We start from the raw sequence: 12,192 nt of genomic DNA, 5'->3' as shown, positions 1-12,192 counted from the left end.
GTCGCCTCTTGCGCAGGCTCTTCGTTTTCGGATACTATTTATCCATCGATAACTTAAAGGGCGAGATATTCATATGGCGATCAGCAAGCTGGCTCACTTCTCGATACGAACCACCGACATGGAGGCGACCAGGCGTTTCTATGTCGACGTGATGGGGTTCAGGGAGGGGTTTCGACCGCCGTTCCAGTTCCCGGGGATCTGGCTCTACCAAGGTGGGGACGAGTCCGACTACGGGGTGGTGCACATCATCGGGATGGATCCGGACGATCAGGCGGGCCTGGTGGAATACTTGGGCGACAAGCCACAAGCCTCGCTCCATGGAAGCGGCGCGGTCGATCACGTGGCCTTCCTGGCCACGGACCTGCCCGGCATGCACCGTCGGTTGAAGGCCGCCGGCCTGGCGTATCGCGAGCGCACCGTTCCCAGCCTGGGGCTGCACCAGGTGTTTGTTGAAGAGCCTTCAGGCTTGACCGTCGAAATCAACTTCCCCGCCAGCGAGGCGCCTGCCAGGGCCGATGCCGATCAGGGCCGTCACAGCGGCGGTCGGTGACCCGGTTTCACAAGGAGACAACCATGCAAACATCCAAATCCGCCATCGTCATCGGTGGGTCTTTGGGAGGGCTTCTGGCGGCCAACATGCTGCACCGCGCGGGCTGGGACGTTCACGTCTACGAGCGGGTGGCCGAAGCACTGGAAGGACGTGGCGCGGGCATCGTGACGCATCCCGAACTCATGACCGCGCTGGCGATGGCGGGTGTGTCCATCGATGACACCATTGGCATCTCTGTGCAGGAGCGGGTCACGCTCAATCTGGATGGCTCGGTGCAGCGCAAGCAGCCCTTGCCCCAGATCCTGACGGCTTGGGGCCGGCTCTACAGCGTTCTGAAGTCGGCATTTCCCGAGGACCGCTATCACAACGGCAAGCAACTGGCATCGTTTGCGCAGGACGAACATGGCGTCACGGCGTCGTTCTCGGATGGGTCCGAAGCCCGTGCGGCATTGCTGGTGGCGGCCGACGGCGTTCGCTCAGCCGTGCGAAGCAGCCTGCTGCCGCAAGCCAGGCCTATGTATGCGGGCTATATCGCGTGGAGGGGGCTCGTCGAGGAGGCCGCCCTGTCCGAGCGAACGCTCCAGGAGCTCTTTCCGTACTTCGCGTTCGGGTTGCCTCCCCAGGAGCAGATGATTGCCTACCCCGTCGCGGGCAAGAACAACTCGGTGAAGACGGGTACGCGCCGCTTCAATTTCGTGTGGTACCGCCCCGCCGAAGAGTCCACCACGCTCAAAGACATGGTGACCGATTCGACCGGGAAGGTGTGGTCCGACGGCATCCCTCCGCCGCTGATCCGCGCCTCGATCCTTGCCCAGGCGCGCCAGGCGGCTCGCGAAGTGCTCGCGCCGCAGTTCGCCGAAGTGGTTGAGAAGACCGAGTCGCTCTTCTTCCAGCCGATCTTCGACCTGGAGAGCTCGCAGCTGTCGTTTGGGCGCGTGGCCTTGCTGGGGGATGCCGCCTTCGTGGCGCGTCCGCACTGTGGCATGGGCGTCACGAAGGCCGGGGGCGATGCGGTCGCGCTGGTGCGCGCCCTGTCGGGGGCTTCAAGCGTCGCGTCTGCGCTGCAAGCCTACGACCAGGAGCGCCGCGCCTTTGGTGAATTCATCGTCGGGCACGCGCGTGCCCTGGGCGCCTACATGCAAGCCCAGTTGCTGACCGCGCACGAGCGTGAAATGGCGGAGCGGTATCGGTCCACCGAAGCGGTCATGCGGGAGACGGCTGTTTCGCCCGTGGCGCATGAAGCCTAGGTGCCATCGGGCACTTCGATCTTGACGTGCGAAAGCCCTTGAAAGCGGGCTTCAGGCGGCCACCCGAAGGCCCACGAGCTTTTCGAGCTCGGCGTGTTCCAGGCCCTCGACCTTGTCGATCAGCTTCAGACCTTGCGGCGTGCACGCCAGCGTGGCGAGGTCGCTGTAGATGCGCTTGACGCAGCCGATGCCGGTGAGCGGGTAGCTGCACTGCGCCACCACCTTGCTCGCGCCCTGCTTGGTGAGCAGGTCCATCATCACCCAGGTCTGCTTGGCGCCGATGGCCAGGTCCATCGCGCCGCCCACCGCCGGGATGGAGCCCGCTTCGCCGGTGCTCCAGTTGGCCAGGTCGCCGGTGGCCGAGACCTGGAAGGCGCCGAGTACGCAGATGTCCAGGTGGCCGCCGCGCATCATCGCGAAGCTGTCGGCGTGGTGGAAGAACACGCCGCCGGGCAGCAGCGTGACCGGCTGCTTGCCGGCGTTGATCAGGTCGTAGTCTTCCTCGCCCGCGGCCGGCGCCGGGCCCATGCCCAGGATGCCGTTCTCGCTGTGCAGCACCACCTCGATGCCCGGGGGCAGGTGGTTGGCCACCAGCGTGGGCTGGCCGATGCCCAGGTTCACGTAGGCGCCGTCGTGGATGTCCTGCGCCACGCGGCGCGCGAGTTCGTCTTTGGTTCTTCTCGTGTAGCTCATGCCGCTTCCTTGAAACCGCCGGCCTGCGTGCGCACGCGGGGGATCTGCACGATGGCGCTCACGTGGATGCCGGGCGTCACCACCGCTTCGGGGTCGAAGCTGCCGAGTTCGGCGATCCCGTAGACGCTGGCGATGGTGCGCTTCGCGGCGGTCGCCATCACCGGGCCGAAGTTGCGCGCGGCCTTGCGATAGGTGAGGTTGCCCCAGCGGTCGCCGCGCTCGGCCTTGATGAGCGCCACGTCGCCGAAGATCGGGTACTCCAGCACATAGGGCTTGCCGTTGATCACGCGCGTTTCCTTCGCGCTGCCGTCGGCGTTCTTCGCGAGTTCGGTGCCGAAGCCGGTGGGCGTGAAGAAGGCGCCGATGCCGGCACCGGCGGCGCGCAGGCGCTCGGCCAGGTTGCCTTGCGGCACCAGCTCGAGTTCGAGCTGGCCGCTGCGGTAGAGCGCGTCGAACACATGGCTGTCAGCCTGGCGCGGGAAGCTGCAGATGACCTTGCGCACGCGCCCTGCCTTGAGCAGCGCGGCCAGGCCGGTGTCGCCGTTGCCGGCGTTGTTGTTGACCACGGTGAGCTCGCGCGCGCCCTGGTCGATCAGGCCGTCGATGAGTTCACCGGGAATGCCGGCGGTGCCGAAACCACCGATGAGCACGGTGGCGCCGTCTTCGATGCCGGTGAGCGCCTCGGCGACCGAGGCGGCGATCTTGTTGATCACGGGCGTTTCCAGCGGTGTATCAGTGCGCAGCGGTTGCCGGAATCAGCAGGATCTTTCCCACGCTTTCGCCCGATTCCATGCGCCGGTGTGCATCGGCGGCGTCAGCGAGTGCAAAGGTGCTGTCGATCACCGGGCGGATCGCGCCGGCGGCGAGTGCCTCAAGCCACCGCTGCGCAAAGCGTTGCGTCATGGCCTGCTTGACTTCGGGCGACCGAGACTTCATCACCGTGCCGAATATCTGCAAGTGCCGGTACAGCAGCGCATCCAGAGGCAGGGCTGCGCCCTGCGTGCCGCCAAGCAGGCCGACGACCACCATGCGACCGCCCACCGCCAGGGATCGCACGTTGCGCTCCAGATACGGCGCGCCGATAAAGTCGATCACCACGTCCACGCCCTTTCCGTCCGTCTTCTGATCGACCACGTTCTGGAAGTCCTCGGTGCGGTAGTCAATGACCTCATCAGCGCCGAAGCCGTGGACGGCATGGCGCTTGTCACCGCCGGCCGTCGCGAACACCCGCGCCCCGGCAGCGTGTGCAAGTTGGACTGCGGCCGAGCCCACTCCGCCAGCAGCCGCATGGATCAACACAGTTTCGCCGGTCTGAAGGCGGGCCAGGTGAAACAGCGCCTCATGGGCGGTCACGAACACCTCGGCCACCGCGCCCGCGTCTGCCAACGCGAGCCCCGGCGGAACGCGCATGGCCATCCGATGATCGATGCGGGAAAACTCGGCATAGGCGCCCCCCACCCACAATACCCATGACACGGTCGCCCACGGCATAGCCGCGCACCTGCGATCCAAGCTCCACCACGGTGCCGGCGATTTCCAGGCCCATGATGTCCGAGTCGCCGAAGTGGGCACGGCCGTAGGCCCCCTTTCGATGTGAAATGTCGGCCCGGTTCACGCCGATCGAGGCATTGGCCACCAGAAGGTCATGGGGGCGAGCGCAGGGGCGTTCGACCTCGCGGGACACGAGCACCTCGGGACCTCCGAACGCGTCGAAAACGATGGCTTGCATGGGGTTCCCGTCCTTTATTCCAGGGTGATGTTCAGGCCCTTGACCGACTCCGCCCAAGCCTTGTCCTGCACCGCCAGAAACTGTCGGAACTGCTGCGGACTGCTGGTGTCGGGCTGCATGCCGAGCTGTTCCATCCGGTGCCGCAGCGCAGGGTCGGCAAAGGCCTGGACGGCCGCCTGGTTGAGCTTGTCCACCATGGCCGGCGGCAGGCCGCGCGGCCCCAGGAGGCCGAACCACCCCTGCACGCCGAAGCCGGGGTAGCCGGATTCGGCCACGGTCGGCACATCGGGCAATACGCTGACTCGACTCGGCCCAGTGATCGCCAACACCTTGATGCGCTTATTGGCGTGGTGGGACATGGTGGTGGCCAGTGACGTCTCGAAGGACAGATCAACGTGGTTCGCGAGCAGGTCTTGCATCGCGGGTGCGGCGCCCTTGTAGGGGATGTGGACCATGTCGACCTTGACCGCCTTGGCCAGGATTTCCGCAGTCAGGTGCGGGATCGAACCGGGGCCGACGCTGGCGTAGGTGACCTTGCCCGGATTCGCTTTTGCGTACTTGACGAACTCCGAGAAGCTGTTGAAAGGCGTGCCAGGCCCGGCGATCAAGGCACCGGGTGTATTGACCAGATTGGTGATCGGCGTGAAGTCGCGCGAGGGATCGAACGGCAGCTTTCGGCTCAAGTGGGGCGCGATGGACAGTGCGCTGACGGTCAGGACGCCCAGCGTGTAGCCGTCCGGCGCGGCGCGTGCGACCGCCTGCGTGCCGATGTTGCCCCCCGCGCCTGCCCGGTTGTCGACCACCACGGGCTGCCCGAGCGCAGCACCAAGCCGATGCGCGAGCTCGCGCGCCACCACGTCGGTGACGCCGCCAGCGGGAAACGGGACGACCAGTGTGATCGGGCGGCTGGGGTACGTGTCCTGGGCGAGGGCATGGCCGCACAACGCCGCGGCTGAAACGGCCAATGCGAGTGCGCGAGTGATCCCGAGGGCGCGTTGCGTGAACTTCATGTCGATGTCTCCTACTTGTCGAAGGGGGATGCGGTTCAGACTTGGCTGATGAACTTGGTGTTGAGGTAGCTCTGAATGCCCTCGGCGCCGCCTTCGGAGCCGTGACCGCTGTCCTTGATGCCGCCAAATGGCAACTCGCAGACGATCATCTGTGCGTGGTTGATGCCGATCATTCCGGCCTCGAGCTCGTTGCTCACGCGCATGGCGGTTCGTGCCGACTCGGTAAATGCGTAAGCGGCCAACCCGTAGGGCAATCGATTGGCTTCCGCGAGGGCGTCATCGATCGAGTCGAACGGAAGGACGATGGCCAGCGGGCCGAAAGGCTCTTCGTGCATGACCTTCGCATGCGCCGGCACATCCGCGAGGATGGTGGGCTGCCAGAATAGGCCCGGCCGGTCGATGCGCTCGCCTCCGGCCCGCACCGTGGCACCGCATGCGCGTGCGTCGGCCACGAGGGCCCGGATGGCCTCGATGCGCCGCTCATTGGACACCGGTCCGACCTGGGTCCCCGGATCGAGGCCATCACCGATCCTCAAGGCCTGCGTCTGGGCGACGAACTTGTCCAGGAATGACTCATACACAGAACGCTGCACCAGAATGCGCGTGGGCGACAGGCAGATCTGCCCTGTGCCGCGGAACTTGTTTGCGGCCAGAAGATGAGCCGCTGTGTCGAGGTCTGCGTCGGCGAAGACCAGCACAGGGGCATGCCCACCCAATTCCAGCGTGATGGGCTTGAGGGCCCGACCGGCCTGGGCGGCAAGCACGCGCCCCACCGGGACCGAGCCCGTGAACGACACCTTTCGGATCACTGGCGACTCAATGAGGTGGCGCGAGATCTGATCGGGTACGCCGAACACCACGTTCAGCACGCCTTTGGGCAACCCCGCGTCATCCAGGGCGCGGGCGATGGCCAGGGCCGTCGCGGGGCACTCCTCGCCTGGCTTGATGATGACGGAGCAACCTGCCGCCAACGCGGCTGCGATCTTTCGGCTGGGGGTGATGGCCGGGAAGTTCCAGGGCGCAAAGGCCGCGACAGGGCCGATGGGCTCCTTGTGAACGCGCTGGTGCACCTGCGGGCGCCTGGAAGGGACGGTGCGCCCGTAGACGCGGCGCCCTTCTTCTGCAAACCATTCAAAGTAGTCGGCTGAGCTGCGCAGCTTCATACTGCGCCTCGTGCAGCGCCTTGCCTTGTTCCAGGGTCAGTTGCTTGGCGATGGCGTCGGCGCGCTCGCGCAGGAGTTCGGCCGTGCGGCGCAGCACCTTGGCCCGGTCGTACGCGGCTGTTCTGCGCCAGACGGCGAAACCACGATCGGCTGCCTGCAACGCTCGCTCCAGGTCGGCCTGACGCGCGTGCGGCACGTGGCCGATCACACCGCCTGTTGCCGGGTTGAGCACCGCGGAGGTTTCGCGGTCTCTGCGGTCGATCCACTCTCCGTCGATGAAAAGAAACAACTCGTCGTATGGCGTCGCCATGTGATCTCCTTTGCTCTGCTTGCTCAAATCTGTTGAAGTCAAGAGAATCGTAGGGATGTCATTCATTGAGAACAATCCCAGCGTTCGCGAAACGTCTTTGCAGGATGTGCAAAGATGAGTCAGGCCCGCACCATGGAGAACCTGGAGGTTTTCGTCGATACGGTGCGTGCGGGGTCGTTCTCTGCGGTCGCGCGGCGCAGAGGCGTGGCTGTGTCCTCGGTGGCGCGGCAGATCGATGCGCTGGAGGAAGAGTTGAAGGCGTCGCTGTTCACACGCTCGACGCGTGCGTTGCGCCCGACCGATGCCGGCAAGCTCCTGTTCAGCCGCGCCGTCAAGATCTTGAGCGATCTCGCCGACGCACGCAGCGAAGTGGTTTCGTTCGAGGCGGCGGTGGAGGGCGTGCTGCGGGTCAGTTGCCTGCCCACATTCGGGCGCCGATACGTGGTTCCCTGTCTCGCGCAGATGTTCCATACCCATCCGGGCCTGAGCGTTGAGCTGGACTTGACGGAGCGGATCGCCGATCCGACCACGGAGCGGCTGGATCTGGCCATCCGCTTTGCGCAGCCTTCCAGACAGCACGCTCATCAGCACCAAGCTGACCGACCAAACCTACGTGGTGTGTGCGGCCCCGGATTACCTGGCGCGCCACGGTGCTCTCCATTCGCTGGATGAGTTGGAAAACCATCGATTGATCGACAAGCGCCGCAGCCAAAGTCCCCTGGGATGGCGCGAAGTCCTGGGGGACGACTTGCTGCAATATCGCCACTGTGTGTTTGAGTCCGATGACTTCGAAGCGCAGCGGCAGGCTGCGGTGGCGGGTGCGGGGATCGTGCGCCTGCCGGACTGGGTGGTGGGGCACGATATTGGCAGTGGAGAACTGGTGGCTCTGCATCCGAAGGGAATGCCCCCCGCCGAGATCACGGGCATCCATCTCGTGCGGGCGTTGCGACGTCCCAGCGCCCGTTTGAAGGCCTTCGTGACCGCGCTTTCGGACCATGTCGGTCGACCTGCAAGTTGGCAGCGCGCCATGCAGAGGCGGCTGCCATGACGTGGTTGCCTGATCGCGCCGGTGCCTCAAGCGCATGCCACAGGGCGCAACGGGTTCGAAGCGGGTGCGGCGGGCCGGCCTGGTGTGCGTTGCCGTGGTGCGGCCACTTCTTTCCAGCAAGGTTTGTGGGGCCCGTTCGCCACTTTGCCCAGGGCATTTGATCGCGCGCCCGCGGGCAGGGCGACCGCGTATATGGGCCGAGCCACTTTTTTCTTCAGCTTCGCGTGCGCGTGCCGATAGGGCAGTGGGCAAGACTTGTCCGCCACGCCATTGCCCGACACGGAACAAGACCGGTAACCGATTCTGCGTGGTGGACGTCTGGCTTCGATGCAGCCCTTGTGGACCACGGCGGCGAGTGCCCCGGGCTGTCGGCCCAGGAGCGTTCGGCGCGTCAGCGTGCACGAGCCGGGCGCCGTCACCGAGCTGATCGATTCGGCTGCGGCTGCACTGCCAGTGGAGGGCGTGAGCGTTCGTTTCTCGCCCCAGGTGTTGCCCCATCAGCGGCAGTCGCCACACGCACCGGCGGTGTGGGCGGGCCATTGGGAGGTGCTCGCATGAAGCCCGTTCGCATCCAGTTCGTGGAGCCTCGTGCGTGGAAAGTCATCTGGCTGGTCACGGCGGTGATCCTGCTGTCCATCGCGAGTTTCACAGGCTGGCAGGTCTGGCAGCAGCACCAGATCCGGCAAGGCCTGCAGGTGGAGCTGGACCGTTTGCAAGCCGAGCTCAAGGCCAGGTCGGCACCGGTGGCACCCGCCGTCAATCCGCGCGAGGCGAGCGAGAAGGCCGCTCTGCGCCTGATGCAACGGGATTGGAACCGCTTGTACGACGCTATCGAGCATCCGGACCTCGCCCATGTGCGGCTGGTTCAGCTGACCTTCGATGCTGAGACCGGCGAGGCACGGTTGGAGTACGAGTTGAAGGACATGACGGAGGGTGCGAGTGTGACCTCGGCGCTCAACGCCGCTTCACGCGCGAATGTCTGGCAACTGGAGCGCTTGAACACGGACGGCGCCGCGACCGGTGCAGGGAAGGCACGAGGCGTTTGGCGCGCAAAACTGAAATGAACGGTAGTGCCAGCAACGCGCAGTGCCAATGCTCATGGCGATATGGCAACCAGATAAGCGAGACTCAACGTCGACAAAGGTGTTGCGCGCGAGGGGAGTGAAGAGCTGTCGGAGGGTCACAAGAGTTGTCTTCGCACCCGGCTCTGCGTTGAAAAGCAAGACCACTTGGCGATGCATACATATCGGTCGAAACGAAATGACAGGCGGTCGATCTTGAGCATCTCCCTATGAAAAAAGTCGACCTTAATGTCATCTCGTTGCATCCCGAATATCTCCTACACAGCTCATCACCTGAGAGGAGTTTGAGAGCCCTTGCAACGTCCTTGACTCGGCCGTAAAGTTCACCCCAAGCGGGCGGGAATCACATCGATTCCCCGCCCTGTTGGTTGCTCTCCGAAGGCTGCTGCGCAGCTTGAACCGCAACGTTCTTGTGGAGAGCAGCATGGAAACATCACATCCGGAATTCCGCATTCCCGCCAGGGCGCAAGCTCTGTTCACCAACCTCCCCTTCCAGCTTCGACACCCCCTGCTTCTGGCCTTGCCATTCCCCAGTGGATCTGGCGCGCACCTGATTGAGCTGGAGCGGTACGTCTGCCACGCGCTTGACCCGCGAAGCAGTGAGACACTGCGCTGCGCCTCGATTCGGTACATCGGTCGGTGGCTAAGAACCCACGCAGCGGACATGAACGTGGAGGCCTTCATGATCGATCTCTTCCGCCTCCTCGACCGGCTGACTTGGTCAGTGAACCTGCTTCACGCCTTTGCCACGGCCCACCTCTGCGCAGCAGGCATCACCATCAAGCGCCGGGAGTCGAGTGAGTCCACGGAGCGAATCTTTATCCTGACGGCCGCCACGCTGGAGCTGCCGGTGGGCCGCCTGGTCGGCCAATCCCTTTGGCCGTGCATGGAGCGCGCTCAGGAGTTGCTGAAAAATCTGATGTGGCGCGGAACGGCAGCACTGGGATTCATGGAGTGCTTCAAGGCCGCGGAGTTGCTGAGCTTGTTCGTCCAGTACGGCAGACCCCAGAACAGGGAATGGACAACCTGTGACCGGTTGGAGTTTCACACGGAGACAGCTCCGCCCATCTGGGTAGCGCTGAGGCACGGAGCCCTCTTGGATCCTATGTCCGACACGAAAGCAGCTGGGGCCGCCAGGATGGATCCGCTTCAGAATGGCATGTACGACTCTGTCCTCAAGCGGCTCACCGAAGCCAATGATGCGGTGCTGGCAGCTCGTAGAGGTCAAGTCTCGGTCAAACAAGCGCAGGAACCGCCGGCGACGGTACCGGCGACATACGGCGCGGAAGACCAGAAGGTGCCATATCGCATCGTTGTGCGCGGGCCAGTGCCCCCGGCCAACGACTCCAGCGACAAAGCTGTGCTGGAGCGTTTCAAGCCGCTGGAATCTGCGCAGCCTGTCGCCCTGCTGCCCGATGCTCCCCGGCTGGAGGAAAGCCAGACCAAACTGCTCGCCGAGTTCCCCTGGGCCAGCGCGGCGGTCGGCTCCATCTTTGATGAACTCATGACGTGTCGCCAGTTTGGGGTGCTGGAATTCCGCTTGCGCCCGGTGCTGTTGCTCGGGCCACCCGGTGTAGGCAAGACCCGCTTCACCCGGCGCTTCGCTGAGGAGATGGGTCTGGCGTTTCGGGCGATCGGGCTGGGTGGCATGTCCGACATCCGAACCCTTACGGGTACTTCGCGAGGGTGGGCAAGCGGCCAGCCCTCTGTCTTGCTCGAACCTTTGCTGAACGACAAGTCGGCATCCGCGCTGGTGTTGCTAGATGAGATCGACAAGGTCATCGACGGCGAGCGTCACACGCCGCCGGCTTCCAGCTTTCTGCTGGGCATCTTGGAGCCGGAGAGCGCCCGCCGGTGGTTCGATTCCTTCCTTCAGGCGGAGTGCGATCTTTCGCGGATGGTCTTCATCGCCACCGCCAATGACTTGACCTGGTTGCCGGAGGCATTGCGCTCCCGGTTCACGATCCTGCATTTCGGGCGCCCGTCAGCCGCCGACGTCCGCAAGGCCATCCCGTTTGCGCTGGAGGACATCGCTCAGGACTGGGGCCTGCCGAAAGATGTCTTCGCGTCCATCGTGCCGCTAGACAACGTGAGGGTGTCCAGCATGCGAGCGCTGAAGGTTTTCCTGACCCGCTACCTGACGGCGTGGGCTAGTCTGAACATGCGTTCCGGTCTCAAGCACTGAACGCAGCATGCCAAGCGCAGAACATCGGGTGTCACCATGACCCATAAGTTGTTTCTTGATACCGAGATCGCCCAGGAAATCTGGCAACTCTTCCGGGAAATTGAGGAGGAAATGCAGCTACGCGCGCCGTTGAACATGTACTTGGCCGGCGGTGCGGCCATGCATCTCTACGACGGTGAGCGCGTCCCCAGGGATGTCGATGCCATCGTGGACGCGCGCCATTGGGGCCTTGCACCTCACCTTTGCGTGCCGTCGCCTCGGCTTGCACTGGATCCGGGCTACTTCGAGACGAAGTCGTGCCTGCCAGAGCGATTCCGGGATCGAGCAACGCGACTTGATGTTGGCACCTCCCTTTTGCAGCTCCATGTCGTCTCACCCGTCGACCTAGCTATCAGCAAGTTGTACTTCTTTCCCGGATTGCATGAGCGCGACGTGAGAAAACTGCTCGAGTTGGGCTTGACATCAGACGCTGAACTTCAAGGACCGCTACAAGAGCTGGCTGGTGAATGGGTCTCCGGTCCGGACCGGTTCTGGAGAGATTTTGAACCTGCCTTGCGCGCGCTGGGCATGTCCAACGCACAAGACTAAGGAGCAACCTATGTTGAAGGACGTGCGTTTCATGGGGGTGAAAGACGCGATCAAGCTTGCGCCGAGTTCGGACACCGTGATCATTTCGATCCTCAACCAGTTTGAAGAGTGCAACCGCCCCGAACACCTGCACCAGTTTCGAGACCATCTGATCCTGCACTTTGTGGACACCTTTGAAAAACCTGGCGAGCCTGAGTGGCGAGACCAGATGTCAGAAGAAGAACACAAGGTGATCTGCAAGTACGACGAGGAGAAGGCGCCCGAACTCATCGACGCGCGGCGCATTGTTGAGTTTGTCGGCCGGCACCACGAAACGCCCGATGAGATACGGCTGGTCGTGCACTGCCAAGGGGGCATCAGCCGATCTGCAGCCGTGGCCAAATGGGTGGGAGAGGCCTACGAAGTCCAGCTACCTCAACTTGGCGATGGCATTCACGTATTGGACGGGGCAAATCCCCGTGTGCTGCGCTTGCTCTCGAAAGCTTCTAGAGGTCTCCGGCAGGGCGAATAGTCCGGCAGACTGAGATGCTGCCGGTCTAATTCAAACTGAACTAAGCGTCTTGGGCTTGCCCGCACTGTGCGGAACT

Annotated in this window: 11 protein-coding genes and 2 pseudogenes; 8 read left to right on the top strand and 5 right to left on the bottom strand. The window is 63.9% G+C overall.

Going from position 1 to position 12,192, the window contains the following annotated elements; genetic code table 11:
• The first annotated feature begins 73 nt into the window (after window positions 1–73).
• Together ACFJI0_RS22695 and ACFJI0_RS22690 are read left to right on the top strand one after the other, a co-directional pair.
• Entirely contained in the window at window positions 74–550 is a 477-nt protein-coding gene (locus tag ACFJI0_RS22695; RefSeq protein WP_382322410.1) for a VOC family protein, read from the top strand.
• A gap of 23 nt (window positions 551–573) precedes the next feature.
• Window positions 574–1,797, top strand: a complete 1,224-nt coding sequence (locus ACFJI0_RS22690) for an FAD binding domain-containing protein (RefSeq protein WP_382322409.1) — start codon at window positions 574–576, stop codon at window positions 1,795–1,797.
• Window positions 1,798–1,848: 51 nt separating this feature from the next.
• Here ACFJI0_RS22690 and ACFJI0_RS22685 read toward each other — a convergent pair whose 3' ends face one another.
• The 5 genes and pseudogenes from ACFJI0_RS22685 to ACFJI0_RS22665 form a co-directional block, all read right to left on the bottom strand.
• Window positions 1,849–2,490: a 3-oxoacid CoA-transferase subunit B gene (locus tag ACFJI0_RS22685; protein ID WP_382322408.1), complete on the bottom strand. Its 642-nt coding sequence runs from the start codon at window positions 2,488–2,490 to the stop codon at window positions 1,849–1,851.
• Complete coding sequence (locus tag ACFJI0_RS22680) at window positions 2,487–3,203, bottom strand: 3-oxoacid CoA-transferase subunit A (RefSeq protein WP_382322407.1); 717 nt, start codon at window positions 3,201–3,203, stop codon at window positions 2,487–2,489. The genes ACFJI0_RS22685 and ACFJI0_RS22680 overlap by 4 nt, the downstream gene beginning before the upstream one ends.
• A 19-nt stretch (window positions 3,204–3,222) precedes the next feature.
• A pseudogene (locus tag ACFJI0_RS22675) lies at window positions 3,223–4,219 on the bottom strand (NAD(P)H-quinone oxidoreductase).
• A 14-nt stretch (window positions 4,220–4,233) separates the two neighbouring features.
• A complete protein-coding gene (locus ACFJI0_RS22670) occupies window positions 4,234–5,229 on the bottom strand; it encodes a Bug family tripartite tricarboxylate transporter substrate binding protein (protein WP_382322406.1) in 996 nt (331 codons plus the stop codon).
• A 35-nt stretch (window positions 5,230–5,264) separates the two neighbouring features.
• A pseudogene (locus ACFJI0_RS22665) lies at window positions 5,265–6,702 on the bottom strand (NAD-dependent succinate-semialdehyde dehydrogenase).
• A 114-nt stretch (window positions 6,703–6,816) separates the two neighbouring features.
• Between ACFJI0_RS22665 and ACFJI0_RS22660 the strand changes: the two are divergent.
• The 6 genes from ACFJI0_RS22660 to ACFJI0_RS22635 all read left to right on the top strand — a co-directional run bounded on the left by ACFJI0_RS22660 (window position 6,817) and on the right by ACFJI0_RS22635 (window position 12,116).
• Entirely contained in the window at window positions 6,817–7,374 is a 558-nt protein-coding gene (locus ACFJI0_RS22660; RefSeq protein ID WP_382322405.1) for a LysR family transcriptional regulator, read from the top strand.
• Window positions 7,375–7,390: 16 nt separating this feature from the next.
• Window positions 7,391–7,750, top strand: coding sequence for a LysR substrate-binding domain-containing protein (locus tag ACFJI0_RS22655; protein ID WP_382322404.1), 360 nt, complete (start codon window positions 7,391–7,393; stop codon window positions 7,748–7,750).
• 554 nt (window positions 7,751–8,304) lie between these two features.
• Complete coding sequence (locus ACFJI0_RS22650; RefSeq protein WP_382322403.1) at window positions 8,305–8,814, top strand: hypothetical protein; 510 nt, start codon at window positions 8,305–8,307, stop codon at window positions 8,812–8,814.
• 412 nt (window positions 8,815–9,226) lie between these two features.
• Window positions 9,227–11,017 carry an AAA family ATPase gene (locus ACFJI0_RS22645; RefSeq protein WP_382322402.1) on the top strand — a complete coding sequence of 597 codons (1,791 nt, stop codon included), beginning with the start codon at window positions 9,227–9,229 and terminating at the stop codon, window positions 11,015–11,017.
• 36 nt (window positions 11,018–11,053) lie between these two features.
• A complete protein-coding gene (locus tag ACFJI0_RS22640) occupies window positions 11,054–11,605 on the top strand; it encodes a DUF6036 family nucleotidyltransferase (protein WP_382322401.1) in 552 nt (183 codons plus the stop codon).
• Between the two features lie 10 nt (window positions 11,606–11,615).
• On the top strand, window positions 11,616–12,116 hold the full coding sequence (locus ACFJI0_RS22635; RefSeq protein WP_382322400.1) for a hypothetical protein: 501 nt from the start codon (window positions 11,616–11,618) through the stop codon (window positions 12,114–12,116).
• The last annotated feature ends 76 nt before the right edge of the window (window positions 12,117–12,192 follow it).

Source organism: Hydrogenophaga sp. UC242_53, from assembly GCF_042696965.1.
In the GTDB taxonomy this organism is placed as follows: domain Bacteria; phylum Pseudomonadota; class Gammaproteobacteria; order Burkholderiales; family Burkholderiaceae_C; genus Hydrogenophaga.
The sequence above is the reverse complement of the archived record's forward strand: the minus strand, read 5'-3'. Positions and strand labels throughout refer to the sequence as shown.

Coding starts and splice junctions, on each gene's coding strand:
- ACFJI0_RS22660 (WP_382322405.1), top strand. CDS start 6,817: ATGAGTCAGGCCCGCACCATGGAGAACCTGGAGGTTTTCGTCGATACG.
- ACFJI0_RS22640 (WP_382322401.1), top strand. CDS start 11,054: ATGACCCATAAGTTGTTTCTTGATACCGAGATCGCCCAGGAAATCTGG.
- ACFJI0_RS22685 (WP_382322408.1), bottom strand. CDS start 2,490: ATGAGCTACACGAGAAGAACCAAAGACGAACTCGCGCGCCGCGTGGCG.
- ACFJI0_RS22670 (WP_382322406.1), bottom strand. CDS start 5,229: ATGAAGTTCACGCAACGCGCCCTCGGGATCACTCGCGCACTCGCATTG.
- ACFJI0_RS22650 (WP_382322403.1), top strand. CDS start 8,305: ATGAAGCCCGTTCGCATCCAGTTCGTGGAGCCTCGTGCGTGGAAAGTC.
- ACFJI0_RS22635 (WP_382322400.1), top strand. CDS start 11,616: ATGTTGAAGGACGTGCGTTTCATGGGGGTGAAAGACGCGATCAAGCTT.
- ACFJI0_RS22690 (WP_382322409.1), top strand. CDS start 574: ATGCAAACATCCAAATCCGCCATCGTCATCGGTGGGTCTTTGGGAGGG.
- ACFJI0_RS22695 (WP_382322410.1), top strand. CDS start 74: ATGGCGATCAGCAAGCTGGCTCACTTCTCGATACGAACCACCGACATG.